21 protein-coding genes, 1 pseudogene and 1 riboswitch are annotated in these 24,958 nt (G+C 33.8%); of the genes and pseudogenes, 5 read left to right on the top strand and 17 right to left on the bottom strand.

All coding sequences use genetic code 11. The annotated features are described in order from the left end of the window. Window positions 1-69: 69 nt before the first annotated feature. Window positions 70-1,269, bottom strand: a complete 1,200-nt coding sequence (metK, locus tag MUA40_RS04975) for a methionine adenosyltransferase (protein WP_126496600.1) — start codon at window positions 1,267-1,269, stop codon at window positions 70-72. A gap of 106 nt (window positions 1,270-1,375) precedes the next feature. Beyond that, window positions 1,376-1,485: riboswitch (SAM riboswitch) on the bottom strand. A gap of 331 nt (window positions 1,486-1,816) precedes the next feature. Here metK and pckA point away from each other — a divergent pair. Beyond that, window positions 1,817-3,400, top strand: a complete 1,584-nt coding sequence (gene pckA / locus MUA40_RS04970) for a phosphoenolpyruvate carboxykinase (ATP) (RefSeq protein WP_167732826.1) — start codon at window positions 1,817-1,819, stop codon at window positions 3,398-3,400. A 130-nt stretch (window positions 3,401-3,530) separates the two neighbouring features. Here the strand turns inward: pckA and MUA40_RS04965 are convergent, their stop codons facing one another. Both MUA40_RS04965 and ytkD read right to left on the bottom strand, forming a co-directional pair. Further along, window positions 3,531-4,301 (bottom strand): alpha/beta hydrolase family protein, encoded by a 771-nt coding sequence (locus MUA40_RS04965; RefSeq protein ID WP_167512900.1) that lies wholly within the window; start codon window positions 4,299-4,301, stop codon window positions 3,531-3,533. Then, entirely contained in the window at window positions 4,282-4,752 is a 471-nt protein-coding gene (gene ytkD / locus MUA40_RS04960) for an RNA deprotection pyrophosphohydrolase (protein ID WP_126496601.1), read from the bottom strand. The genes MUA40_RS04965 and ytkD overlap by 20 nt, the downstream gene beginning before the upstream one ends. A 57-nt stretch (window positions 4,753-4,809) precedes the next feature. On the opposite strand from ytkD, the gene yidD reads away from it, so the two are divergent. Then, window positions 4,810-5,061, top strand: coding sequence for a membrane protein insertion efficiency factor YidD (gene yidD / locus MUA40_RS04955; protein ID WP_167732828.1), 252 nt, complete (start codon window positions 4,810-4,812; stop codon window positions 5,059-5,061). Here yidD and menC read toward each other — a convergent pair. Together menC and menE are read right to left on the bottom strand one after the other, a co-directional pair. After that, window positions 5,037-6,026, bottom strand: a complete 990-nt coding sequence (gene menC, locus MUA40_RS04950; RefSeq protein ID WP_167732829.1) for an o-succinylbenzoate synthase — start codon at window positions 6,024-6,026, stop codon at window positions 5,037-5,039. The two genes, yidD and menC, sit on opposite strands and share 25 nt — an antisense overlap. Next, entirely contained in the window at window positions 6,023-7,417 is a 1,395-nt protein-coding gene (gene menE, locus MUA40_RS04945) for an o-succinylbenzoate--CoA ligase (protein WP_016425415.1), read from the bottom strand. The genes menC and menE overlap by 4 nt, the downstream gene beginning before the upstream one ends. Window positions 7,418-7,696: 279 nt before the next feature. On the opposite strand from menE, the gene MUA40_RS04940 reads away from it, so the two are divergent. After that, on the top strand, window positions 7,697-8,014 hold the full coding sequence (locus tag MUA40_RS04940; RefSeq protein ID WP_016425416.1) for a magnetosome magnetite crystal formation protein family: 318 nt from the start codon (window positions 7,697-7,699) through the stop codon (window positions 8,012-8,014). An 82-nt stretch (window positions 8,015-8,096) separates the two neighbouring features. Then, complete coding sequence (locus tag MUA40_RS04935) at window positions 8,097-8,306, top strand: hypothetical protein (RefSeq protein WP_016425417.1); 210 nt, start codon at window positions 8,097-8,099, stop codon at window positions 8,304-8,306. Between the two features lie 85 nt (window positions 8,307-8,391). Here MUA40_RS04935 and MUA40_RS04930 read toward each other — a convergent pair whose 3' ends face one another. The 12 genes from MUA40_RS04930 to MUA40_RS04875 form a co-directional block, all read right to left on the bottom strand. Beyond that, complete coding sequence (locus tag MUA40_RS04930; protein WP_262569969.1) at window positions 8,392-11,322, bottom strand: MSCRAMM family adhesin SdrC; 2,931 nt, start codon at window positions 11,320-11,322, stop codon at window positions 8,392-8,394. A gap of 242 nt (window positions 11,323-11,564) precedes the next feature. After that, window positions 11,565-12,986 (bottom strand): pyridoxal phosphate-dependent decarboxylase family protein, encoded by a 1,422-nt coding sequence (locus MUA40_RS04925; protein ID WP_016425421.1) that lies wholly within the window; start codon window positions 12,984-12,986, stop codon window positions 11,565-11,567. Window positions 12,987-13,211: 225 nt separating this feature from the next. Further along, window positions 13,212-13,910, bottom strand: coding sequence for an exotoxin beta-grasp domain-containing protein (locus tag MUA40_RS04920; protein WP_016425422.1), 699 nt, complete (start codon window positions 13,908-13,910; stop codon window positions 13,212-13,214). A 199-nt stretch (window positions 13,911-14,109) separates the two neighbouring features. After that, entirely contained in the window at window positions 14,110-15,165 is a 1,056-nt protein-coding gene (locus MUA40_RS04915; protein WP_262570078.1) for a coagulase domain-containing protein, read from the bottom strand. A 46-nt stretch (window positions 15,166-15,211) separates the two neighbouring features. Then, window positions 15,212-15,613 carry a hypothetical protein gene (locus MUA40_RS04910; RefSeq protein WP_262569967.1) on the bottom strand — a complete coding sequence of 134 codons (402 nt, stop codon included), beginning with the start codon at window positions 15,611-15,613 and terminating at the stop codon, window positions 15,212-15,214. A gap of 397 nt (window positions 15,614-16,010) precedes the next feature. Further along, window positions 16,011-16,163 carry a PTS transporter subunit IIC gene (locus MUA40_RS04905; protein WP_228446232.1) on the bottom strand — a complete coding sequence of 51 codons (153 nt, stop codon included), beginning with the start codon at window positions 16,161-16,163 and terminating at the stop codon, window positions 16,011-16,013. Window positions 16,164-16,190: 27 nt separating this feature from the next. Further along, window positions 16,191-17,255: an L-ascorbate 6-phosphate lactonase gene (ulaG, locus tag MUA40_RS04900; protein WP_167732832.1), complete on the bottom strand. Its 1,065-nt coding sequence runs from the start codon at window positions 17,253-17,255 to the stop codon at window positions 16,191-16,193. 307 nt (window positions 17,256-17,562) lie between these two features. Further along, on the bottom strand, window positions 17,563-17,700 hold the full coding sequence (locus MUA40_RS04895) for a beta-class phenol-soluble modulin (RefSeq protein ID WP_016425425.1): 138 nt from the start codon (window positions 17,698-17,700) through the stop codon (window positions 17,563-17,565). A gap of 356 nt (window positions 17,701-18,056) precedes the next feature. Next, window positions 18,057-19,034: a beta-channel forming cytolysin gene (locus MUA40_RS04890; RefSeq protein WP_262569965.1), complete on the bottom strand. Its 978-nt coding sequence runs from the start codon at window positions 19,032-19,034 to the stop codon at window positions 18,057-18,059. A gap of 8 nt (window positions 19,035-19,042) precedes the next feature. After that, complete coding sequence (locus tag MUA40_RS04885) at window positions 19,043-19,978, bottom strand: beta-channel forming cytolysin (protein WP_167732833.1); 936 nt, start codon at window positions 19,976-19,978, stop codon at window positions 19,043-19,045. Window positions 19,979-20,923: 945 nt separating this feature from the next. Then, window positions 20,924-21,901 (bottom strand): beta-channel forming cytolysin, encoded by a 978-nt coding sequence (locus MUA40_RS04880; protein ID WP_016425428.1) that lies wholly within the window; start codon window positions 21,899-21,901, stop codon window positions 20,924-20,926. Window positions 21,902-21,903: 2 nt separating this feature from the next. Then, window positions 21,904-22,845: a beta-channel forming cytolysin gene (locus tag MUA40_RS04875; RefSeq protein WP_167732834.1), complete on the bottom strand. Its 942-nt coding sequence runs from the start codon at window positions 22,843-22,845 to the stop codon at window positions 21,904-21,906. Between the two features lie 712 nt (window positions 22,846-23,557). Between MUA40_RS04875 and MUA40_RS04870 the strand changes: the two are divergent. Then, window positions 23,558-24,935: pseudogene (locus tag MUA40_RS04870) on the top strand (transposase). The last annotated feature ends 23 nt before the right edge of the window (window positions 24,936-24,958 follow it).

Genomic DNA, 24,958 nt, shown 5'->3' with positions numbered 1-24,958 from the left:
CTACATTTCTACAGTTATTTCTATTATATTAAATAACTATAAAATTAGCGATAGTTAAAGCAATAAAATTTATTGTAAAGCAGAAACCGCTTCTTTTAATAATTCAATTTTATCTGTTTTTTCCCAAGGTAATTGCACATCATTTCGACCAAAGTGACCATATGCGGCTGTTTGTTTATAGATTGGGCGTTGTAAATCAAGCATTTTAATAATTCCAGCAGGTCTTAAATCAAAGTGATCACGTACGGCTTGAATTAAAGTATCCTCACTGACTTTTCCTGTGCCAAATGTATCGATAGCGATAGAAACGGGCTGAGCGACACCAATAGCGTAGGCAAGTTGCACTTCACATTTATCCGCAAGTTGTGCAGCTACAATGTTTTTTGCGACATAGCGCGCTGCGTAGGCTGCAGAACGGTCGACTTTTGTAGGATCTTTTCCTGAAAAAGCACCCCCACCATGACGGGCATAACCACCGTAAGTATCCACAATAATTTTACGGCCAGTTAAGCCTGCGTCACCTTGTGGACCACCAATGACAAAACGCCCTGTTGGATTAATGAAAAATTTAGTCTCTTCATCTAATAAGCTTGGGTCTACTGTTGGATAAATAACATACTCTTTAATGTCATTTTGGATTTTTTCTAATTCAATTTCTTCGTGATGTTGTGAAGATACAACAATTGTATCAATACGTTTGGGTTGATTTTGTTCATCATATTCAACCGTCACTTGGACTTTACCGTCTGGTCGTAAATAATCTAAAGTTCCATTTTTACGGACTTCTGATAAACGTTTCGATAATTTATGTGACAGGTCAATTGGTAATGGCATGAGTGTATCTGTTTCATTTGTCGCAAAACCGAACATCAAGCCTTGATCGCCAGCACCTGTATTTAACTCTTCGTCATTCATTTCATCACGATATTCTAAAGCGCGATCGACACCTTGTGCAATATCAGGTGATTGTTCATCTATCGCTGTTAAAACAGACATTGTTTTATAGTCGTAACCATACTTCGCACGTGTATAGCCAATCTCTTTAACTGTTTCGCGTACGACTTTTGGAATATCTACATAAGTGGAAGTAGAAATCTCACCCGCGATTAAGGCCATACCTGTCGTCACTGTCGTCTCACAAGCGACACGTGCATTTTTATCTCCTTTCAAAATTTCATCCAAAATTGCATCAGAAATCTGGTCTGCAATTTTATCAGGATGACCTTCTGTTACTGATTCTGAAGTAAATAAGCGTCTGTTGTATGTCATAATAAACTCCTTTATATAATGGATTACGAACATTCTCTCTCTGAGCTCAATAAAAAAAGAGCCTTTCAACACTATAAAATAGAGTGAAGGCTCTAACGTCCATTCGCTCTTATCGTTCAGACCATATTTGTCTGCAAACGGTTTGGCACCTTTCTTCGTTAAAAGAGGTTGCTGGGTTTCATTGGGTCCATGTCCCTCCACCACTCAGGATAAGAGAATCCGTTAGCACTATATTACATAACTTTTATCAGTCTGTCAATTTCGTACTTATGCACAAATCACTTCTAAAAACCTTTCCTATCTATAAGGTTGATGTTGAATACATCGATATTCATGTAAGAAGCCACTAAAAAAATGATAAATTTGAGTGAACCATTGAAACTTTCGATGAATTTAACGCTGAAGTCATAGTCATAATACGTAAAAATAAATATTTAATCTAAAATCTGTTATTTCCCCTTAAATATAGTAGGGATTATTTCTCTAATATGTTATACTCTTAAATTGTAAAGGCTTACATTCAACAAAATTCGGAGGGGATTAGATCATGTCATTCAATACTAGTGCGTTAGAGGCATTAATCGATAAGCCAAGTTCACATTTTCAACTTACAACAACCGAACTTTATAACAAAATCTTAAAGCGTGATGAAGCAGAGTTAACAGAACTCGGTGCCATCAATGCGAAAACGGGTGAATACACGGGGCGCTCACCTAAAGATAAATTTATTGTAGACAATCCACAGGTAAAAGACGATATCGATTGGGGGTCAATCAATCAACCGATTTCTGAAGAAAAATTTCTCAATCTCTACCATAAAGTTATTGATTACTTAAATGACAAAGAAGAATTGTTTGTTTTTAATGGCTATGCAGGAAGTGATTCAAATTCACAACTTAAACTGACAGTAGTTAATGAATTCGCATGGCATAATTTATTTGCACAAAATATGTTTATTAAACCAACTTCTAAAGAAGAAGCTTCAAAAATCAAAGCAGATTTTACATTAATTTCTGCACCTCACTTTAAGGCAGACCCAAAAATCGATGGTACACGCTCAGAAACTTTTGTTATTATTTCTTTTAAGCATAAAACAATTTTAATTGGCGGCACAGAATATGCGGGTGAAATGAAAAAATCAGTCTTTTCTGTCATGAACTATTTATTACCAAAACATGATATTATGAGCATGCATTGTTCAGCAAATGTTGGAGGTAAAGGTGATGTCGCTCTGTTCTTTGGACTATCTGGAACAGGTAAAACAACATTGTCAGCAGACCCAAATCGTAAACTCATTGGTGATGACGAACACGGTTGGAACGAGAACGGTGTTTTCAATATTGAGGGAGGCTGCTATGCGAAAGCGATTAATTTATCAGCTGAAAAAGAGCCACAAATTTTCAATGCGATTCGATATGGTACTGTACTTGAAAATTTAGTGGTTGATACACATGGATATATTGACTTTGATGATAATCATTATACTGAAAACACACGCGCTGCTTACCCGATTGACCATATCGATAATATTGTGCTCCCTTCTAAAGCATCTCATCCAAATACAATTATCTTTTTGACAGCGGATGCATTTGGTGTTTTACCACCTATCTCTAAATTAAATAAAGATCAAGCGATGTATCACTTCTTGAGCGGCTTTACATCAAAATTAGCGGGTACAGAAAGAGGCATTACTGAACCAGTCCCTTCATTCTCAACTTGTTTCGGTGCACCATTCTTACCTCTTAGAGCTGAAGTTTATGCAAATTTACTCGGTGACCTTATCGATAAACATACCGTTGATGTTTACCTTGTCAACACAGGTTGGACAGGTGGCAAATATGGTGTAGGTAATCGTATTGAATTGAAATATACAAGAAAAATGGTCAATGATGCGATAAATGGTGCGCTTAAAAATACACAATTCGAAAAAGATGAAGTTTTTGGATTGTCGATTCCTACTGAAATTGAAGGCGTACCGAGCACAATTTTACAACCTAAAAATACTTGGTCTGATAAAGAAGCCTATACTGATCAAGCACAACTTCTTGTAGAGCGATTCAAAGATAACTTCAAAAAATTTGGCGAAAATGCACAAGATTTAGAACTAAACGGTGGATTTAAATCGAATTAGAATATCACTGATTTATTTAAGCCATTTCATAATTATATGTATGCAAAAAAGCGCGTCCAGTTTAATTTAACGGGCGCGCTTTTATATTTTGTCATGCTGATAAATTATATTTTTAGTCGATCATCTTTATTCATGATTGATTGTCGTGTCGACGCATCCAATCCTGTATGAAAGCTAAAACTTTTTTCATGGCTTGTGGTCTCGGTACATGACCTTCATCATGTTGATAGAATGTTTCATACCGTGCGCCAATTTGTTCTAAATGTTGTTCCAAATAATACGCTTGATGAATACCGACTTGACGGTCTTGTTTACCATGAATAATTAAAATAGGAGGCGATTCAGCATCAATATCAGAAAGTGGATTTCGATTACGATAGGCTTGTATATCTTTTTTAGGATGCCCTACCATTCTTCTTAACATACCTCTTAAATCTACTCGCTCTTCATACATTAATTTTAAATCCGTAACGCCACCCCAAATTATATAGCTATTGGCTTTAACAGTTTGAAATGTAAGTAACCCTTGAATCCCACCTCTAGAAAATCCAACAAGATGCAGTGACGCTTGCGGATACATATTTTTTAACATCGTTGCGGCAACTACAACATCATTTAAATCTTTACCCGCAAATTCATCAAAACCTTGACTTCCGTTACTTCCTCTATAATATGGCACAAATACTAAAGTATGTGGGCTTATAAATTGAAGTAATCTTGCTAAACGAACGCGTCCTACTTGTCCTTTACCGCCACGTAAGTAGATTACGATTCTGTTCACATAAGAATGGGGTACCAAGCAGAGTCCTTTAACGTTAAGGTCATCAACACGATACGTCCATTCCTCCACTTTATGCGATAATAATTCACTAGGCATTCGTTTAGCTTTGATAAAAGCCAAGTTCTTTCATCCTTTCTACACATGCTAATATCGCAGGATCATTTAATAAATAACTTTTTTCATCATCTTTAATAGTATCTAATGACTTTGTAAGAATAGGTCCATACGTTTCATGATAATAAGTTTTATCTTCAATCTGGTCGACAAATACGACATAAACATCTTTTTTGAAACAATGTGATTGCCCTTGCACTTCATATTGCGCAATATAATAAAGCGCGTCTATCGTTGAGCCAGTTTCTTCATATAATTCACGTTGCACAGCCTCTTGACTCGATTCATTAATTTCACGTTTACCGCCTGGAAATTCAATCCCTCTATCTTTATGTCGCGTTAACACAAGATTTTGATTGTAAATTGGTAACGCTAAAACGTGTTCACCATTTTGTTCATCGTGATGATTTTTAAATTCAAGCACCACCGTTTGATGATGACTATCGGTAAACTTCACACCCCATACGCCCTTTCTATCTATGTTACAATATAACCTATTGAAGGAGGTTACAACTTGAAAACTTTGTTTATCAAACTGATTCGTTTTTATCAACGTTTTATCTCACCTTTGACGCCACCTTCCTGCCGATTCTATCCAACGTGTTCCAACTATACGTTAGAAGCGATTCAAGTTCACGGTGCATTAAAAGGAAGCTGGCTCGGCTTAAAACGAATTTTAAAATGCCATCCATTTCATAAAGGCGGCTTTGATCCTGTCCCTTTAAAAACATCTCATACGCATCACAACGCTAATAATAAAGAGTGATTCACTTCGGGCGGTTTAAAATATAACCGCCCATTTTTTAAAGTGCCCGATCCTGTTACAATATCTTCTTTAAAATAAAAACCGTCTTCAGGAATATCTCCTGCATAATTGCCCTCACGACTTAATAAAGCAGTGTAATATCGACTCAAACCACATTCGTACATACCACCTAAAACAAATTGTACATCTTCTTTTTTTAATCTCTCAATAATGGAGAGTACTCGATCAATCCCTCCTAAACGAAAAGGTTTCAATACAATGATACGAACAGCTTTACTTTGAATCCATTCCATAATCGCCTCTTCACTTGTCGCATGTTCATCGATCGCTATAGGTGGCAAGGACTGATCATCTATTTTGTCATCTAAAGATTGGAATGGTTCTTCTATATAAGCAAGTTGATACGATTTTAATTGTTTTAAAGTGGCTTCATCTTTTTGAGTTAGTGTTTGGTTAGCATCTGTAGAAACCGGAATCATCGGATACATCGTTGTGAGCATCTTAACTTGTGACAAAATGTCCGCATTCCATTTCAGTTTAATTCTCCCCGCTTGATCTAATTTCATAAGCCGCTGATTAAAATCACCATTAATTGTAATTGTCATTGGAATCGAAAAACATTCCAATGGATAAAACATCGGATACATAGCCATGATAATCGTTGCACGTGCAGCAGGAAATGGATCTAAAGTTGAAACGAGTTTTTGACCTTCACTAAAATTACGAATTTCTTGCCCTCTTACATTTTCAAACCATTTCTGTAAGGTTTGTTTTACATCCGTAATTGTCTCATGATGATACCAATCCGTTTCAAAAGCATTACATTCACCAAACCATAATTTGCCATGCTCATCTTGTAATGCAACAAACAACGTATGTCTATGTGTGAGTTTAATTTTTGCTGTTTGAATCGGATGTACAAATCGTGGGTCAAAACGGTAAAAATGAATGCCCATTAATTTCATTGAAATCCCTCATTTAACAAACGTCTTTGTAATTTACCAGTACTTGTATATGGAAGTGCTTTTACAAAATAAATAAATGCAGGTTGTTTATATTTGGCTAAACGCGCTTGTAAATATCCCTCAATATTTTCAATCGCTTGTTGTGCAACCACATATAAAATCGGTCTTTGTCCCCATACATCATCATCAATGCCCGTACACATCGCATCTTGAACTTCAGGATGTGATTTAGCTACAGATTCGATTTCAAAAGGATAAATGTTTTCGCCACCGCTAATAATTAAATCTTTGCGTCGATCATAAATAATGACGTCGCCATCTTCGTCCATACTCGCGATATCACCTGTTTTAAAATATCCTTCTGCATCAAAAGCGTTCTCAAGATGTGAAGGATATAAATAACCATTCATCACATTTTGTGCTTTTACATAAAGTTCTCCGTGCCCATTTTCGTCCGGAGATACGACTTTCAGATTAACATTTTCACTTGCATGGCCAACTGTATTCGGTTTGCTTTTCAACAACTGAGGTGAAGCTGTTAAAAATTGTGAACATGTTTCAGTCATGCCAAATGAATTATAAATCGGCAACTGATATTGTAGCGCCTGACGAATCAATTGTTCATCTAACTTGGCACCACCTAACAGTATTTTTTCAAGTTGATAAGGTTGATTGAGACCGTTTTGCATTAAACGCATTAATGTTACAGGAACTAAAGAAATATGCGTAATCCCTTTATGTTGAATAGCCTCTATAATAACATTTTCATCGAATTTTTCGAGTAAGTACACGGTAAATCCGTACTGCACACTTCTTAATAAAATACTTAAGCCTGAAATATGAAATAACGGTAACACTGCAAGCCACTTAGACGATGGACTAAAACCTAAACTTTCAATACAAGATTCTGCACTAAATTGGTGATTTGCGAAAGTTTGTGGAACTGCCTTTTGAGGTCCAGTTGTCCCCGATGTAAACATAATCGATGCAATTTGATTTTCAGATACAGAATGAGGAATATGAGGTACCTCTTCACTGATTAATGTACTTGAATATATAACTTTCGTTTTTGTTGTAAATAGGATATTCTGTGTACTGATAATTAAATCAATACCGATTGCATTCATTTGTTGGTCAATTTCATAGGCTGTTAAGCGATTGTTAATCAATGAAATTTCTATTTGATAAAGCCAAGCTGCATGTAAGAGCACAACGCTTTCAATTGAATTATCAATATATAGCCCCAGTCGTTGTCGATTTAAAGCCTTCAATGCGGCCCCTTTTTCAGTCGCTAACTGTAATAAGTCTTCAAATGTCAACGACTCTGATGGGGTCTCTATCGCAATTTTTCTCGGCTGTTGCTTGGCTTGTTGTACGAGCCAATGTTCCATATTCGTCTCCCCCCGAATAAATCTTAATAATACTATTATAGTCTTAATCGAACGCACATGCATGATATAAATCTAAATTTATTTTCATGAAGCAGCGAGAAATAAGATTGGGGATTCGTATTATTTTTATAAAAAATGGCAATTACGTTTTAAAGCAATTAAATAGTGGAATTTTAAAACTATCGTACAAATCAAGAAGAACCCTACAAATTCACTCTGATTTGTAAATATAGATCCATTTTTAATGCGTAAATTATTTCTCAATTGGAGGTGAAGCGTATGACTACGCCTACAGAAAAATTACTGGCTTCTTTAAGTTATTTTAGTGTTTTTTTCGCACCTATTTTATTTCCAGTTATCGTATGGATTGCTGCGGGACCACCAGTCTCCACACATGCTAAAAAGGCGCTACTTTATCACATTTTACCTTGGATCTTAATCCTCATTGCTGTTATTTGTTTTGGCTTAACTCAATCTTACAACCATACTGCAGCTGCCGTTCTATTCATCCTGGGTATTCTTACAGCTTTAGGAAGTGTATTTTATCTTATTTATAATTTATATTGCGGGGTTAAAGTACTTGTGACAGATGAGTAACATGTTGCTTAATAGATGCAATTTAAAGAACAATGTTGTATCGTTTTATAAACGAGTCGCGTTACCTATTGGAGGTTTAAACATGAAGCAAAATCAACCTAATTTAGCGATTTTTATTTCGATCTTGCCATTACTTGCTTACCTTTATTTACAAGGATTTTATGTTGTTATTTATAAAGAAAGCGCTATTGCTCGTGTTCTTGCAGTGTCTGGCATGCTTATTTTCACCATACTTTGTTCTATTGCAGTCTATAGTGCTTTTATCCACACGCAAAAAGATAAATCAAAATAATAAAATCCGAGGTTTTCAAACAGATGAATGAAGACCTCGGATTCTATCTTTTATTAAACGAGTTTTATTGATATTTCGTCTTTAATTAAATTGTTTTATCTTTTTTACGTTTTCGACCTATCATCACCGTACCTAATGTAAGCAATAATGTACCCATTAACCAGCCAGCTTGTGATGTGTTAGATGCTCCTGTATTTGGCAATTGTTTTTCAGTCTGGTGCTCACCTTTAGACATTGATTGGTTTTTCTTGTTCGTTGATGATTTCATCTGACCTTTACCTTGTTGTTGATCCGCTGGCGTTTGTACCATTGGTGGTGTTGGTTGCTCTGGTGTCGGTTGTTCCGCTGTTGGTGGTGTCGGTTTCTCTGGTGTTGGTTGTTCCGGCATCGGTGGTGTCGGTTCTTCTGGTGTTGGTTGTTCTGGCATTGGTGGTGTCGGTTCCTCTGGTGTTGGTTGTTCTGGCATCGGTGGTGTCGGTTCCTCCGGTGTTGGTTGTTCTGGCATCGGTGGTGTCGGCTCCTCTGGTGTTGGCTGTTCCGGCATTGGCGGTGTCGGTTCTTCTGGTGTTGGTTGTTCTGGCATTGGTGGTGCCGGTTCTTCTGGTGTTGGTTGTTCCGGCATCGGTGGTGTCGGTTGTTCTGGTGCTGGTTGTTCTGGCATTGGTGGTTCAGGATTCCAGTTCTTCAATGGGAAGAACCCTGCATCGATACTGTTATCGTCTTTCGTTACCTCGATTTTCGCCACTAAACCATCAGAATCTTTTTCTGTATTCGCTGTTGTATGTTTACTTGTTGCTTCGTATCCTTCTGGCGTTGTAAATACCACTTCGTATTTACCTTTTTTAACATTCGTGAACTGGTAGTGACCTTGCGCATCACTTTGCGTTTCTGCCACGACTTCACCTTGTTCATTTTTCAATGTTACCGTGACATTCGCTAATTCTTTTTCACCTTCATTTTGTACACCATTGTGGTCGCCATCTTCCCATACAAAATCTCCAATTGTGTAGGTTGGCTCCTCTGGGTTCCAGTTCTTCAATGGGAAGAACCCTGCATCGATACTGTTATCGTCTTGAGTTACTTCTATCTTCGCCACTAAACCATCAGAATCTTTTTCTGTATTCGCTGTTGTATGTTTACTTGTTGCTTCGTAGCCTTCTGGCGTTGTAAATACCACTTCGTATTTACCTTTTTTAACATTCGTGAACTGGTAGTGACCTTGCGCATCACTTTGTGTTTCTGCCACGACTTCGCCTTGTTCATTTTTCAATGTTACCGTGACATTCGCTAACCCTTTTTCACCTTCATTTTGTACACCATTGTGGTCGCCATCTTCCCATACAAAATCTCCAATTGTATAGGTTGGTTCAACTGTATCTTCTTCAAATGACAGAATGCCCATCTGTTGCCCACGTTCGATTTCTTTTGGAAGTTCTGATTCAAGGTAGATTAAATCACCATGTTCTTCAGTTTCAGTATCCACACCTGTATTCTTACCGTGAATAACATCGTTTGGAATAGAATCTTCAACTGTATTAATCACATTTCCGCCTTCTATGATGATTTCAGGTTGTGGTGGTACAGGTGCTACAGGTGGAACAGGGATATTTTCACCATTTCCATGACCTTTACCAGAATGAAGTTGAATGCCATCAATCCAGTTTAAAGTTACAGGATATCTATTATTGTATCGATAATTTTCAATTGAATTTTGCGTCACTTTTAAACTGATATCTCGGTTGCCATCAAATTCTCCTTCTAAAACGGCAATTAAAGGTCTTTCCACTCTGCTATCTGTAAGTGGTATGATTTCTAATCGATCCTGATTTGAAGCAATTTTGAAATTTGAAGTTACATTATTCAATGATTCAAGATGATTATGCATACTTTGATTTGGTTTTGAGCCATTAGTTATTTCATATATTTTCAAGCTTTGTTTACCAAAATCAATCCCACTATTTTTATCATTTATGAAAGTGACTTTTTGTAAATTGTATGATTTTGAAAGAGGATTAATGTATGTGATATGTTTAAATTTATGATTGGCTTTATCTAAAGTAATAAAAGCACCTTTTAAGCTAGAAATATTTGTAGCTGTGACTGGGTTTAAATAATTTACAGCCAAGTTTTTCTCGGATTTAAGGCTTCCAACTTCTGCTTTTACATTGATGTTTCCATTATTTAAAACTTTACTTGTATCAATAAATAAAGGCAACTCAAGGTTAACATTCACATTTGATTTATTATTTACAATGTCAGTAAACGTATATTTAATCTTATTACCTGCTACTTCACTTTGTGCTAATACGCCAGATTGACCTTCTAATAAAATATTTGCTGCTTTTTTATCAACAGATATACCATTTGTGTTAATGTTATCTGACAGTTCTACTTCGAAGAAATCTCCACTTCTTGTATTTTCAGGTAATTTCGCATTTAATTTTAAGTTTAATCTTTCCGCTTTTTGTGGATTGATAGCTTGTGTGCTATTAACATTTGTTAAATCAATTTTCACATTTTGAAGTTCTGTTGAAATGTTTTTTGCTACTTTACTTTGATCTGCCTCTTGCTTGTTGTCAGTTAACAGCGCTGGATTTGCTTGTGCTTCTATTTTTTCTTCATTTTTGACAGGTGCGACTTGTGACTTTTGCGATTCAGCTTGGACATTTTCTTTCTTTTTATTACTTAATGTTACTGCTTCTTCATTTTTAGTTTCAACTGGCTGTGCTGAAACAGCTTGAGGTATGACTTCTTCTTTTGTTGAGTCTCCATTTTCCTCACTTTGAAGAGCGAATTGCGCTAGTTCGTTATTCTCAGTTGCTTTATTTGCGTCAGTGGATTGTGGTGTTGATTCTGCAGTTGACTTCCCAGTTTCAACTGCTACAGCGGGCTTCGTTTCTTCTGATGCCTCTGCTTCATTATCTTGACCAATACCAACGATAAACATTGTCCCTAATAATATTGATGCTGCCCCAAATTTATATTTTCTAATTCCAAATTTTTGTTGATTATTCACTTTTTCTCTCCATCTCGTTCTTTTTGCGCAATATTTCCGATTACACTAAGCGCAATTGTATAACGTGATGATTCGAAAGACAATATTATTTGAAATAGTTAATAAAAAGTTTATATTTGCAATAATTTAAGGTGTGTTTATTTGGTTCGTGTTATATTTTTAAGAATTAATTTAGAAATAAAAATTCAGCATATATTTCGCATTTTTAATCTTTAACAGTAAAGCTTATCAGTTTTACTTTGCTACATTCCTAATTTATCCATTGTGTTTTCAATACTTTGATACATGTCTTTAAAATCTTCTAAACTTTCTTCTGGACTAATTGTACAGATTCTTAAAACATTCTCATCATTTAACATTGTCGTAAATATACCTGCAATATTGTATTTTCTTAGCGTTTCTGACAACAATATATTTTTTCTCTCAGATTCCTCTCGTTGTTCAGCTTTTACTTTAAATGTAACAATGCCAAGACTCGCGGCTGTTACAAGTTCTAAACGTTTAGATTGTTTCACTTGTGCTTCAAACCATTCTGCATATTTCATAGATTGGTTGATCATTGCGGATATTTTTTCAGTTCCAAACGTTTGCAATGTCATCCACAATCGAGGTCCCCGTGCAGGTCTTGTTAACTCAGGCCCCATATCCCACCAATCCGGTTTATCTGTTGTTGACTCTACGTCTTGTAGATATTCTCCTCCAGCACGATATGTATTTAGCAAATATCGGATATCTTTTACAAGACAAAACGCAATACCATAGATTTGGTATAACCACTTATGTCCATCCCATACAATCGAATCTGCTTTTTCAATGCCTTTCGCTAAATGACGTTGATTTGAAAGCACGACTGATGCACCATATGCACCATCAACATGAAACCACAATTGATATTTTTCGCAAATTCTGGCGATTTGATCTAACGGATCTATAGCACCTGTATTGGTCGTTCCACATGTTCCAATGACAATAATCGGGATTAAACCTTTTTCTTGATCAGCCTGTATTTGTCGTTCTAAATCGTCACTTTGCATCTGAAAACTCTCTGTATCAACGTAACGCCAATTTTCTTTGGGTATCCCTAATAAATGTAATGCCTTATGATTGGCAGTATGTGTTTGTCGCGTCATATATACAGTCGCTTTAGAAATATCATTAACGGAAACTTTAGCATCTCTTGCGGCAGCCAGTGCTGTAAAACCAGCCATCGTTCCACCTGATTCAAGAATGCCTCCCGCATGCTCACCTTTTAAACCTACTTGCTGAATCGCCCAATGAATTACCTCTTTTTCCATTGCACTTGCCCCAGGCGCTAAATGCCAACCACCCACGTGAGAATTATAAGATGTCGCAATCATATCTCCTAACCACGATACATACTCAGCTGGTCCCGGGATAAAACCATAATATCTAGGGTGTCTTAAATTCGCATCCAACTCTAATGCATCGATTTCTTCTTTCATAACTTCTTCGATTGGTCGGCCTTGAGATTGAATCGAGGATAAATTAAAAGGTTTACGAATCTCTTGGCGATTCAAAAACCCTCTTTTCGCATTAAAATCGCCTTGATTATAATGCTTGAAAATCTTATTCACAAATTGATTGGTTAACTTTAAAATTTCTTCCTCTTGAATTTTATGCATTTGATTTTGTTCATCATTCATATAAATCCCCCCAAGTTCATCCATAAAAGTTAATCACTAATTATGAAAATAACGATACAATATAAAAAATGTGTTAATTCATAACATTCCTATAGAAATCTACTTCAATGGGTAATATAACACTAAAAATCTTAAAGAGCCAGTCGTAAAAAGCAAAAAGAAGAGGCAAAATAAATGTTGCTTTGCCTCTTCTTTTTCATCTATATGTAATAGAACTATTAAGTTTTATAGATCTATAGTAATTTGTTGGATTTTTCTTACATCTACCGTGTCGCTCATACGGTGTTGTTGTAATTTTTTGTTTAACTCTATAGTCATTTTGTCTTTATCATCATCGCCTAATTTTATGACAATTTTACCGTCATTTAAGCCATTTTCATATAGGCCGTAATTATCAATAAGCTTTTTACGAAGTTTAAAGTCTAATTCTTTTAAAGACACTTCTTCTTTATTTATAGAAAAATCATTGATGTTTGATGAAGAAATAAAATCACTATTTTTTTGATTTACAACAATATTAGGTCTTTTTACATAATCACGATATACTTTTTGGTTAGTCTCAGTAATACCTCCTATAGATTTAATTTCAGCACTTTTATCAGTACCCTCTTGCACAACAAAAACATCTAAGCCCTTATATTGTTTCTCTTCATCTTGATATTTTTTAATATCATTACCGTCTAATGTAATTGTTAAAAGTACACTTTGTGGCGTTATAACTTCTAATTTTTTATTAGTTGTATAACCTGAAACATTGTAATATTCAAAACCTGGTTGAGAATAATATGATTTTAAATCTTGTGCTTCTTTATTGATTTGAATACTCCCATCACTAGCGAATGTTGCCGCATGACTTTGTATACCAACACCTGTTGTTAAGATACCTACAGCCAAGCTGACTTTTATAATTGTGGATTTTTTCATGATGTTTCTTCTCCTTCGTATGCTGTCATCTAAAGTGTGTCATTTAAGACTTTTTAATTATATAGAGATACTAGGAATTTTAGTATTAACCATTTTTTAAATAATTATTAACTTATGTTCTAACAATTTAATAAGTTAAACCCCTATTTTAGTTTTGCAACTTAAAATAAGGGTTTTCTTGATTATTTTATATTATATTTTATTGACCATTATACGCTTTATTGATCATTTTATTAAAACGATTTTGGTGTGCTTCACTTAATGTATTTACTTTTTGTTGTGCAGCAATTCTGTCTTGATAACGATGTGTGTCAACATATTGATTTACTAACGCTTCCGCTTCTCTTACATGATTACGTTTAATTGCACGTTTTTCTCTATCTGTGTAACCAGACGTATCACTTTGACTTAAACCATACAAGTAGCCTGATTTTTGGAAAGTAGTAGATTCGTCAATGTCAATTACATGACTTTCAGTGACAGTTTCCGTTTCAACAGTTGCTTGTTTCGGCTCCTCAGATTGAGATGTTTTTGAATTCTCTTGTTGTGAAACTGGTGCTGCTACTTTTTCAGTTTTTACCTGTGCATTGTCCATTTGTGCTTCCACTTTATCACTTGTTTTTTCACCGTTAACAGTAGCTAAAGATTTAAAATTACGGCCTTGAATCACTTCAAATTTTGTTTCATGTTTTATTTGTGGCGCAGCAACCATTGGTGTATGTACTGTTGTCTCAGTAAAAACTGGAGGTTGTGGCTTTACTGTTTGAGGCACTTCAATTTCCATAAAATTAAATGATGGTTGTACAGCTTTTGTTTGGCTAGATTGAGCTTGTACATCAGTATTTTTCTGTTTCAACGCTCTTGGATGTCTTAATCTTTCATCGTCTTTAGCTTTTTTAGCATCTTCTCTAAGTTTATTTTTTAAGTTTTCATCATTTTTATTTGTTTCAGTTAATACTGGTATGTCTTTGGGACGAGCTAAACCAATTTCTTCAAAAAATTCATCAATAATAGTTTCTAAGTCTTCAACTTTTTGATCTAACATCCTCTTATTTATTGGTTTTCTCCATTCACGTTCTTTTGTTTTATAACCAACTATCAAGTCAAGTCTTGTATACAAACTTTGTACATCTTCAGTCTTTGAAAAGGCTTGTCCCAACATTAAAATTTTATTCTCTAATTCGTTTATTTTAATATTTGCATCATATTGATCTTTTCTATTAAAGCTCTTTAAATCTTTATTTTTATTTTCTATGTCCTCAATTTCACGATCAAAATCGCTTTTATTTTTCTTTAAATCATTATAAATAGATATATCGTTGATAAGTCAAACCATAAGTGTTGCTTGCTAAAGCTTTACGATCTTTTTTACTTTTTTCTATCTGCTTTTCTTCTTTTAAAAAGAAATTCATAGCTTCCATTTCAGCCATAAAGCGTTGTTTATATTTTTTTACTGCTTGGGCGTATTCTGGTTCGTCATATTTTTCATAACCACTAATTGTTATTGAATGTATAAAATCTTCTAAGTTCTCTTTGTATTGCTTTGAGGTATAGGATAGCGTACTACTAGGCTCCATTATTGATAAAGCTTTAGATTGATACGGATTTTTCTCCCCGGAAACTATCGCAAAAGCTTCGCCTCCTACTAAAAAGTGTGAAGCGAGAACTGCACCCGCAGATAAAACAAGTAACTTCTTTTTCATTAATTAATCTCCCTTAATATGAATATATTTATAACCGCAAATTATTTTTTAATCTCCCAATTAATTAATTTGCGAGTTTTGATTATATACTGGTTTAAAAATAAGAGAAATTAAATCGGAATTAATTAATTTTTAACAATTCTTAAAGCGTTTAACAATTGATTAAGAAATAGTGTGCAAAACTTTGTTTCATGTCACATCATTCATTGAATCACTTACTTTAATTCTTAACTCAATTTTTAATATCTTATATACTTAATATTTCTTTACTAAAAATTATTGACCCAATATAAAGGTATCCATCTTTTTTTGTTTAAAGTATTCATCTATTTCCATCAATATTGGAAATGTGTTGAATTGTGAATGACTGATTAAAACGATGATATAATTGATGGCTTTATGCTGTTGCTTTAATAAATCCTGCAAAGCATTCGTAAAATTTCTTTTTCAGCAAAGCATACCCAATAAAGACTATAATACCAATGAAAAATTCTGGTTTAGACAAAATGTTGTTACTAAACCACGTAAAGCCATTTATAAATATTTGCATGTCTTTCCCTCCTCGCGCATGCACTAGTTATAGAAACGAAGGAAAAGGTAAATCATTATCCGTTGAAAATACATCATCAAAACCTCTAGGATAATGGTATTCAAAATCATCTTTATCTTTTGGAAATACAAATTTACCTCCTACTTGCCAAATATAAGGTTTAAAATTGTACTTTAACCGATTTTTCTTACTTTCCCATAACAGTAATAATTCTTTAGGATCTGCTTGGAAATTAGACCAAATATCGTGATGAACAGGAATCACAACATCCGCTTTTAAGCTTTCTGCCATTCTCAGCATATCTACAGATGTCACTTTGTCTGTAATCCCACGTGGATTTTCACCATAAGCCCCTATCACGACATTCACATCATTTTCATTTCCATGCTTTGCAAAAGCGTTAGAATAATGTGAGTCACCTGCATGATACAAAGTACCACCAGAAGTTTTAAATAGATAATTAACTGCAATCTGATCCATATCTACTGGCATTTTATCTTTTAAAGTAATTGAAGGATCCGCTGTAACTAAAGCCGTTCTATCAAATGCTTCTAACACTTGAATTTCAACACTTTTGACTTGCACGGTATCGCCAGGTTTGACTACGATACAACGTTCCTCGGGTACGCCCCATGATTTCCAAATATTCACCACTTCTTTAGGCCCAATAAATGGCACATCATGACGACTATTTTGTAATATAGCAGCCGCTGTATGGATATCGAGATGATCTGAATGAATATGTGTCACAACAAGTGCATCCGCTGTTCTTATTTCAAAAGGATCGATGACAAAAGGTTGAACCCTTAAGTTAGGTTGTAAATTTTGGCAACCGCTCATTCGTTGCATTTGGTGACCCTGTTTCATCTTTTGAACTTTTTTCGTACGCTTTCCAGTTCCACACCATAAATCACATAAAATATTCGTATCTTCATATGTTTTAAGCCATATTCCGGTACAACCTAGCCACCACATCGCAAATGTTCCCTTTTCAACGATTTCACTTTCAATCTCTTCGTTAAGCCAGGTTCCCCATTCAGGAAACGTGTTCATTATCCATTTTTCTTTCGTAATTTCATTGACATGACTCATGAATAACTCCTCCTTTATATAAATGTAAGCGCTCACTTTTGTATCAGTTTAAACGCAATATGTATAAAGCAAAAGTCCAATATGTGTACAAAAATTTTGTACATTATTGGACTTGTTTTAAGTAAGATCAGTTTGATAAAAAACTATTTCGCTATACCCGTCACACGGATAACTTTCAATCAGTAATTCAAAAATTTTGAAGTTAAATTGATATGTATCGTCATCATTCTAATAGTCATTTTTTCATAAAAAATAGCAATCAAGAAATGGTTCATCCCATTACCCAATTGCTATGTAATCGTTTAATTTAGCCAAGACCTAAAAGTTTACCTACTAATTCTACGCCATGTTGTACTGTACCCACAATCGCAACGCCCATGCTTGTCCAATCTTGTCCAATTGCAGAAGTCACAATATCAGTAATAGATTTGAATAATTCTTCCATTGTCTGCACCTCCTTTATGTTTCTATTTATATTTTATATTACATTTTAGATATTTTTATATTCATTTCTTAATTACATCGTTTTTATGCCTAAGTGTTAAATTTAATGTTACAAAATACAGTTAAGCATGCCTAAGTGTTTAATGAAACTAAATTTAGTTATATATTTAAATTAAACAGATGTGTTTTGTATGCTTTTAAAGCCAATCAAATAAAAAAGGCAGTAGCGCAAGAGTTAAGTACATCCTTTTGGATATGCTTTTCTCGATTCAAACGCTACGTGCCCTATATGATGATGATTTCAATAAATCCCTATTCTATGCTATCACACTCTTATAAAAATCTCGATACAACCCTTTATTTACCATCTGTCCATGACTTTATCGGTTTAGCCGTGTGATTTTGCCAGTCAACCTCATATATTGTTGTGAAAGTTTTTGGATCGTAATTTTTATAGTTTTCGCCTTTCCAAAAGAAACCATTCCATAAGATTTCATAAAAATCTGTTTCACGCTGGTAGGTCACTTTGAGACGTGTTTTTTTCTGATCATTGTTTTTATGTGAAAATACACCTAAAAATTCAGGATTAAAGTTGCCACGCGCCAACAATGGGATTTGGTATTCAGGAATAAAGTTTTGACCTGCATTCGCATTACTATTTCTTTTAGCTAAAAACAACTCATTACCATAGGTGCCCCCATTGTCTTCAGCATCTCTACCATAAGGACCCCAACCATTATTCATGAATTTATTCGCTTCTACACCCCAGCTCACTTGTTTATAATCCGTTCCTTGATTAATATATGTCCGATAATTCTTTTGCTTATAACTAATCGTTTCTGAAAAAGAATATTTGCCATTCAAACTTCCTGTTGGATTATTAGAGACATTAATATCCCCTCCACCGCCATAGCTGAGTGTTTTCTGAACTTGAAATTGATCTGTCTCATTTTTTGGTGCATAATCCACAAGTGTCGTTGAATCACCTTTTAAAGCACTTAAAGTTACGTTGTATTTGCCTGCCCATGGTAATACTGAGCTGTTATAGTCATTAGGATTGGGTTTGATATAGCCTGAATTGATCGTTCCTGTAGCTTTCAGAATTAAAGTTTCTTTATTGTAATTTTTATCCTCAATAAAGTTAAAATCCAATATTTGTGAAATTTTGAAGCGATCTGCATCTGCAGTAGCTGTCGTTTTAAAAATCGTCGTATTGCCATCAGCCGCTGAAGCTTTTACTGATGAAACCTCTTGTGCTGCTAAGGCTTGAGCTGAAAGTAATAAGAATGTGGCTGAAGTGAGAATGGTTGTTTTAATCAGATGATTTATTTTCATAATTGCTCCTACCCTTTCACTTTAATTTCATGCGTTTTCCAATTAATCTCATATTTTACTATAAAATTACGGTTTGTAAACGCATTGTGTGCACGACTCGCATCGATATAGCTTGCATGTGAATCTGGTATCTGTCTCCATATACTTGTGACATCTAAATTTCTGCCTAATGAAATTTCAATTTGAGATGTTTCGCTTGTATTTGGATCATGCGAAATCGTTGTTAAAAATGCTGGATTAAAACCGCTTAATACTAATGGCGGTAGTTCGCTGTCAGATACAAAGAAATCTCTGGCTTTATTGCGTATAGAATTCCCCCCGAAAAAGAGAAATTTATCATAAGCTGACACTTTTGTACCATCTATATTAAATTCATTTGCTTTAACTGCCCACGCCACATTTTTTGAATTTTGATTTGCTACTTCACTAACATAACTGGATTGATTATAACTAATTGTTTTTGTGTAATTGGATGATCCATTAATATTCAATGATAGATCCGTTTTAAATGAACCACCGATGGTATAGCCGAGTGTTTCTTTTACATCAATAGAATCCGTTCTATTTTTAGGTAAAAAGTTGATAATACTCGCATTTTGATCATCCACTTTAAGCGCTACATTATATTGAAATGGCCAAAGCATTTGCGCAATATATGGAAGTTGACGATTTCTTTGGTATCGCGTTCTAGATTTAACAAAACCCTGTGTTTTCACAATCAAAGCATCTTTATTATATTTTGGGTCTTTAATAAAATCGAATTGAATATTTTGAGTTACTCCCCATTTGTGACTGCTAATATCTTTAGTTCTTTTAATCACTTGTGCATTGTCACCAATATCTTGGTAAGCACTTGCCGCTAAAACTTCGTGCTGTTGTGCGACAATAAAAGATGCCATTAGACTAAAAATTGCCACACTTTTTAAAAGTCTACTCTTCTTCATTGTCTTAGCCTCGTTTCTAAAAATATTTTTTATTTCAATCTTATCTTATCACTAAAGTCCAAAAATATTTCTTAACTCTATATTAAATATTTATAAATAGTAATTGAATCAAAAGTTTTATAAAATCTAAATTCGAATTCCCTTTTGAATCAACCATTTCATCTGATTTCAAATAAAAAAGCCACTGGCGTACAGTAGCTTAAATCACACATCAACCAAGTATTATCGCTAGATAGCAATCTTCTAGATATCGATGGTAGCGTATTTCCTAATTAGACTTCACGGCACAGGTAACTTCTTATGTTGCAATGTCATCGATTTGTTAAAAAACCTATACCAAAAAATATTATAAAAATGATTAAAGGTATGAGCACTACTATATTAATCATATTTATAACAAACCAAATTAATCCCGTTTTATTTAACTGCTTATCTAATGAATTCATATTCCATGCCGAAAAGATTCCAAGTGCTAAAGACGTCCCGCCGAAAAATAACAATCAGTCATCTAAATTTTTAGTAAATATCACATATATAAATATGCCTATAAATAATTCATCACATTAACGAAATGTATTGCTTTAACCATATAAATCACACCTCCAAAGAAAAAATAACGAATAAGTTTCTTACATTATAAATTTAAACCACAAATAATCAATACCAACATTTAAAGTATATATAAAAAACTGCGTCTGCACAGCTTACAATTTTGAAACTTCAAGACCGAAAATACTTTTATTAGTAGATCAACTTATTTATGTACAGGTGCCTCAATTTTCTAAATTTTATTGTCTATAAGCTTTTAATACTTCAATAATAAAACAAATGGATTGATTTCATTCAAATATAAAAGCACTCTCGTTATAATTTATAGTTAAACAAATTATACGAAAGTGCTTTTATTAAATCTTTTCGATTGAACTCATCATTAAATATAACGTCTTAATAAGGTTTTGAAACTTCCTCTACTAATTTAGCACTATGATTTTGCCAATCAATTTCGTATACAGCACTAAATGTTCTTATTCCAAATCTTTTTTGATTTTGGCCTGCCCAGAAAAATCCATCCCAATAAATTTTATACAAATCTGTTTCGGCTTGATATGTAACTTTTAATTTTGTTTTCTGTTTATCGTCTTCTTTATGCGTTAAAACACCTAAAAATTCTGGGTTGAAGTTTCCACGTGATAATAATGGCATTTGATGTTCTGGGATAAAGTTTAGACCTGCATTACCACTTTGAGTTCTTGACTTCATGAATAATTCATTTCCAAATCTACCACCATTATCATCAGCATCACGGCTATAAGGGCCCCAGCCATTATTCATAATTTTATGGGCTTCTACTCCCCATCCCACATGTTTATCATTCGTTTTTCTATTAATAATTGTTCTATAATTCTCTTGCTTATAATTAATAGTTTCTGAGAAAGTATATTTTCCATTCAAACCGCCAGAGAGTTTGTTAGAAATATTAATATCTCCTCCCCCACCATAGCTTAATATTTGTTGAACTTGAAAATTTTCATTTTGATTTTTAGGTGCATAATCAACAATTGATGTTGAGTCATTATTTTCCGCAGTTAATGCGACATTATATTGTCCACCCCAAAGCAAGTGAGATGAATAATAATCATTGGGATCTGCCTTTTGGAATCCAGAATTAATATTACCAGTAGCTTTAACGATGAGTGTATCTTTATCGTAAGTTTTATCTTTAATAAAGTTTAAATTTAATATTTGAGATATTTTGTATTTATCAGAGTCAGCAGTGGCTGTTGTTTTATAAATTGTTGTTTTGTCGTTAACTTTTTCCACCTTAACAGGTTGAATCGCTTCTTCTGCAAATGCATGGCTTGTAAGTAATAGAAATGCTGTTGATGTAAGGATTGTTGTTTTAATCATTTTATTTATTTTCATAATTAATTTTTACCTTTCACTTTAATTTCATGTGTTTTCCAATTCACTTCATATTTGACTGTGAAATTACGATTCACAAATGCGTTATGTGTTCTTTTAGCAACTAAGTAATTTGAATAAGGATCTGGTATATGTCTCCAAACATTTGTAATATCCATATTTCTACCAAGTGAAATTTCTATTTCTGAAGTTTCACTCGAATTCTTATCATGTGACACTGTTGTTAGGAAAGAAGGATTAAATCCACTTAATACTAATGGTGGTAATTGATTATCCGGTACAAAATAGTCTCTTGGTGAATCATGATATGTGTTGCCACCAAAGAATAAATAGTCATCATAAGCAGAAACTCTTTTTCCATCTCTATAAAATTCGTTTGCCTTAACACCCCAAGCGACATTTTTAGAGTTTTGTTGCTCTACTTCACTGACATAGTTTGATTGATTATAACTAATTGTTTTTGTGTAGTTGGAAGATCCGTTGATGTTTATAAATGGATCTGGCTTAAATGTACCACCAACTGTGTATCCTAATGTTTCTTTAACATCTACAGAATCCGTTTTATTTTTTGGTAAGTAATTAATAATATTTGTATTCTTATCAGCCAGTTTTATTGAAACATTATATTGGAACGGCCAATACATTTGAAAGACACTTTTATATTGGAAATTTCTTTGATAGGTTGTACGGGGTTTTATGTATCCTTGCGTTTTAATAATTAAAGCATCCTTATCATAATTAGGGTCTTTTATAAAATCAAACTGAATATTTTGTGTTACACCCCATCTTTTACTACTAATATCTTGTGTCCTTTTAATGACTTGTGCATTGTCTCCAATGTCTTCAAAATCATTTGCTGCAAAAACGTCTTGTTGTTCAGCGACAATAAATGATGCAATTAAACTAAAAGCTGCTACACTTTTTAAAAGTCTATTTTTCTTCATTGCCCTTGCCTCTTTTCTATGATTTTTGATTACATTTTTATATTATCATTATTTTATACTAATATTTCTTAACTTATCCTTAAATATTTTAAAAAAATAATTAACCAAAAAGTTTTACAAAATATAGTTAACAAAGGCTTATTATAACAATGATTATGATAAAAAAGTCAGACACAACTTCATTACTTTCTATTATATTTAAATAGTTATTTGATAGCTTATTCACAAATTGAGTATGACCTTATCTTTCTTCAAATACTATTTTGATTATTAATTCCTTATATTGATATTTATACATTTTGACTAAATAGCCGATTCCTTTAAATAAAAATAGCAAAGTATTCACTCACATGAGTTTAATAAGAATGCTGCGAATAAGTATCTAAACTTTGATATGTCTGGCTTTAATAAATTAAAAAACGAGCCTGGGACATAAATACCAAAATAAATAGCTCGAAGATGATTTTGATAAAAATCGTCTTCGAGCTATTTATTATCATGCTTCGTATTATATAGGCTCGCTTTCCGAGGGGACAGCCTCAGCCTGTAGTCTTCGGCTCGTCCTGTTCCCTCAGGAGTCTCGCTATAAATACTTCGCTTATATATGTAATCATTCACCATTATACTTAAAAAATTAAGGCACTTTCGTATAATTTAATTCATCACAACAAAAACTAAATTAATGAGGTGCCTTATGTAAAAAGATTATAATATGTCTCAATTAACTCTACCAATAGAAACATCTATTTTAATTCCTGATAATGATTTATCCCAACATGTCAATGATATCGTTGAATCAATACCAGATATTGAATTCGAGGGATTCAAACACCATCGTGGTGCGACTGCTTACCATCCTAAAATGATGTTAAAAATCATTCTGTATGCCTACACACAATCTGTTTTCTCTGGACGTAAGATCGAAAGATTACTTCATGATAGTCTTCGCATGATGTGGCTTTCTCAACGTCAAACACCTTCCTATAAAACTATCAACCGTTTCAGAGTCAATCCTAAAATTGACGCGCTATTAGCTTCGCTATTCATTCAATTCCACCATCAATGTCTCAAACATCATTTAATCGATGACAAAGCCCTATTTATTGACGGGACTAAAGTAGAAGCTAACGCAAATCGCTATACATTTGTGTGGAAGAAAAGTATCCAAAATCATGAAGCTAAAATGAATGAAGACTCAAAGGCGTTGTATCATACATTAGTTAAAGAACAAATTATTCCCCAAATTAAAGAAGAGAATGATAATGATTTAACTCAAGAAGACATTCATTTAATTGGCACATACTTAGATAAAGAAATCGAAAGTTTAACACAAGAAATTGATAAAACTGAAAATGTAGAAACAAGGAAAATGAGACGGAAAGCTAGAACAGTCATAAAAAAGCATAAAAAGAAAATGGATGATTATTCACAACGTAAAGCGAAATATTGATATCAAAAGTCGATTCTTAAAGAACGAAATAGTTATTCTAAAACGGATCATGATGCCACGTTTATGAGAATGAAAGACGATCAAAGGTGACATATTCAACACACAAAACTGGCCATATGCGGAAATTAACGATGAGTTTATTTGTCCCAATCATAAACGTCTAGGATTTAAAAGGTATGCTTATCGACATAACCGTTATGAATTTAAAAGAGATTTTAAATTATATGAATGTGATGACTGTTCAGCTTGTCCATTTCGAAATCAGTGTATGAAATCTAATTCAAAAGCAAATAAAAAAATCATGAGAAATTGTAATTGGGAGTACTTCAAAGCTCAAAGTAATCAAAAGCTTTCTAAACCAGAAACACAAAAATCTACAATCAAAGAAAAATTGATGTAGAACCCGTTTTAGGATTTATGAAAGCTATTTTGGGGTTCAATCGAATGTCCGTGCGGAAGATAAATAAGGTCAAACGAGAGTTTGGCTTTGTCCTCATGGCATTAAATCTAAGGAAATTAGTCGCATCTAGTGCGGCTAAACTGATGATAAAAGGAAAAAATCCGAGATTTTTCGTTTTTTACGAAAACCTCGGATTTCATCGATTACTGAGACAATTTTGTCCCAGACTCTCTGAATTAAATCCTTAATGTTTCCTTTCATCA

The sequence above is a fragment of the Staphylococcus schleiferi genome (genome assembly GCF_025558325.1).
In the GTDB taxonomy this organism is placed as follows: Bacteria; Bacillota; Bacilli; order Staphylococcales; family Staphylococcaceae; genus Staphylococcus; species Staphylococcus schleiferi.
This window is presented reverse-complemented; position numbering and strand designations above follow the sequence as displayed.

Bases quoted from the DNA above. Each gene is read 5' to 3' on its own strand.
- MUA40_RS04910 (WP_262569967.1), bottom strand. From the start codon at position 15,613: ATGAAAAAGAAGTTACTTGTTTTATCTGCGGGTGCAGTTCTCGCTTCA.
- menE (WP_016425415.1), bottom strand. From the start codon at position 7,417: ATGGAACATTGGCTCGTACAACAAGCCAAGCAACAGCCGAGAAAAATT.
- MUA40_RS04875 (WP_167732834.1), bottom strand. From the start codon at position 22,845: ATGAAGAAAAATAGACTTTTAAAAAGTGTAGCAGCTTTTAGTTTAATT.
- pckA (WP_167732826.1), top strand. From the start codon at position 1,817: ATGTCATTCAATACTAGTGCGTTAGAGGCATTAATCGATAAGCCAAGT.
- ulaG (WP_167732832.1), bottom strand. From the start codon at position 17,255: ATGAGTCATGTCAATGAAATTACGAAAGAAAAATGGATAATGAACACG.
- MUA40_RS04880 (WP_016425428.1), bottom strand. From the start codon at position 21,901: ATGAAAATAAATAAAATGATTAAAACAACAATCCTTACATCAACAGCA.
- MUA40_RS04895 (WP_016425425.1), bottom strand. From the start codon at position 17,700: ATGGAAGAATTATTCAAATCTATTACTGATATTGTGACTTCTGCAATT.
- MUA40_RS04920 (WP_016425422.1), bottom strand. From the start codon at position 13,910: ATGAAAAAATCCACAATTATAAAAGTCAGCTTGGCTGTAGGTATCTTA.
- MUA40_RS04925 (WP_016425421.1), bottom strand. From the start codon at position 12,986: ATGAATGATGAACAAAATCAAATGCATAAAATTCAAGAGGAAGAAATT.
- menC (WP_167732829.1), bottom strand. From the start codon at position 6,026: ATGAAATTAATGGGCATTCATTTTTACCGTTTTGACCCACGATTTGTA.
- metK (WP_126496600.1), bottom strand. From the start codon at position 1,269: ATGACATACAACAGACGCTTATTTACTTCAGAATCAGTAACAGAAGGT.
- MUA40_RS04935 (WP_016425417.1), top strand. From the start codon at position 8,097: ATGAAGCAAAATCAACCTAATTTAGCGATTTTTATTTCGATCTTGCCA.
- MUA40_RS04940 (WP_016425416.1), top strand. From the start codon at position 7,697: ATGACTACGCCTACAGAAAAATTACTGGCTTCTTTAAGTTATTTTAGT.
- MUA40_RS04905 (WP_228446232.1), bottom strand. From the start codon at position 16,163: ATGCAAATATTTATAAATGGCTTTACGTGGTTTAGTAACAACATTTTG.
- MUA40_RS04890 (WP_262569965.1), bottom strand. From the start codon at position 19,034: ATGAAAATAAATCATCTGATTAAAACAACCATTCTCACTTCAGCCACA.
- MUA40_RS04885 (WP_167732833.1), bottom strand. From the start codon at position 19,978: ATGAAGAAGAGTAGACTTTTAAAAAGTGTGGCAATTTTTAGTCTAATG.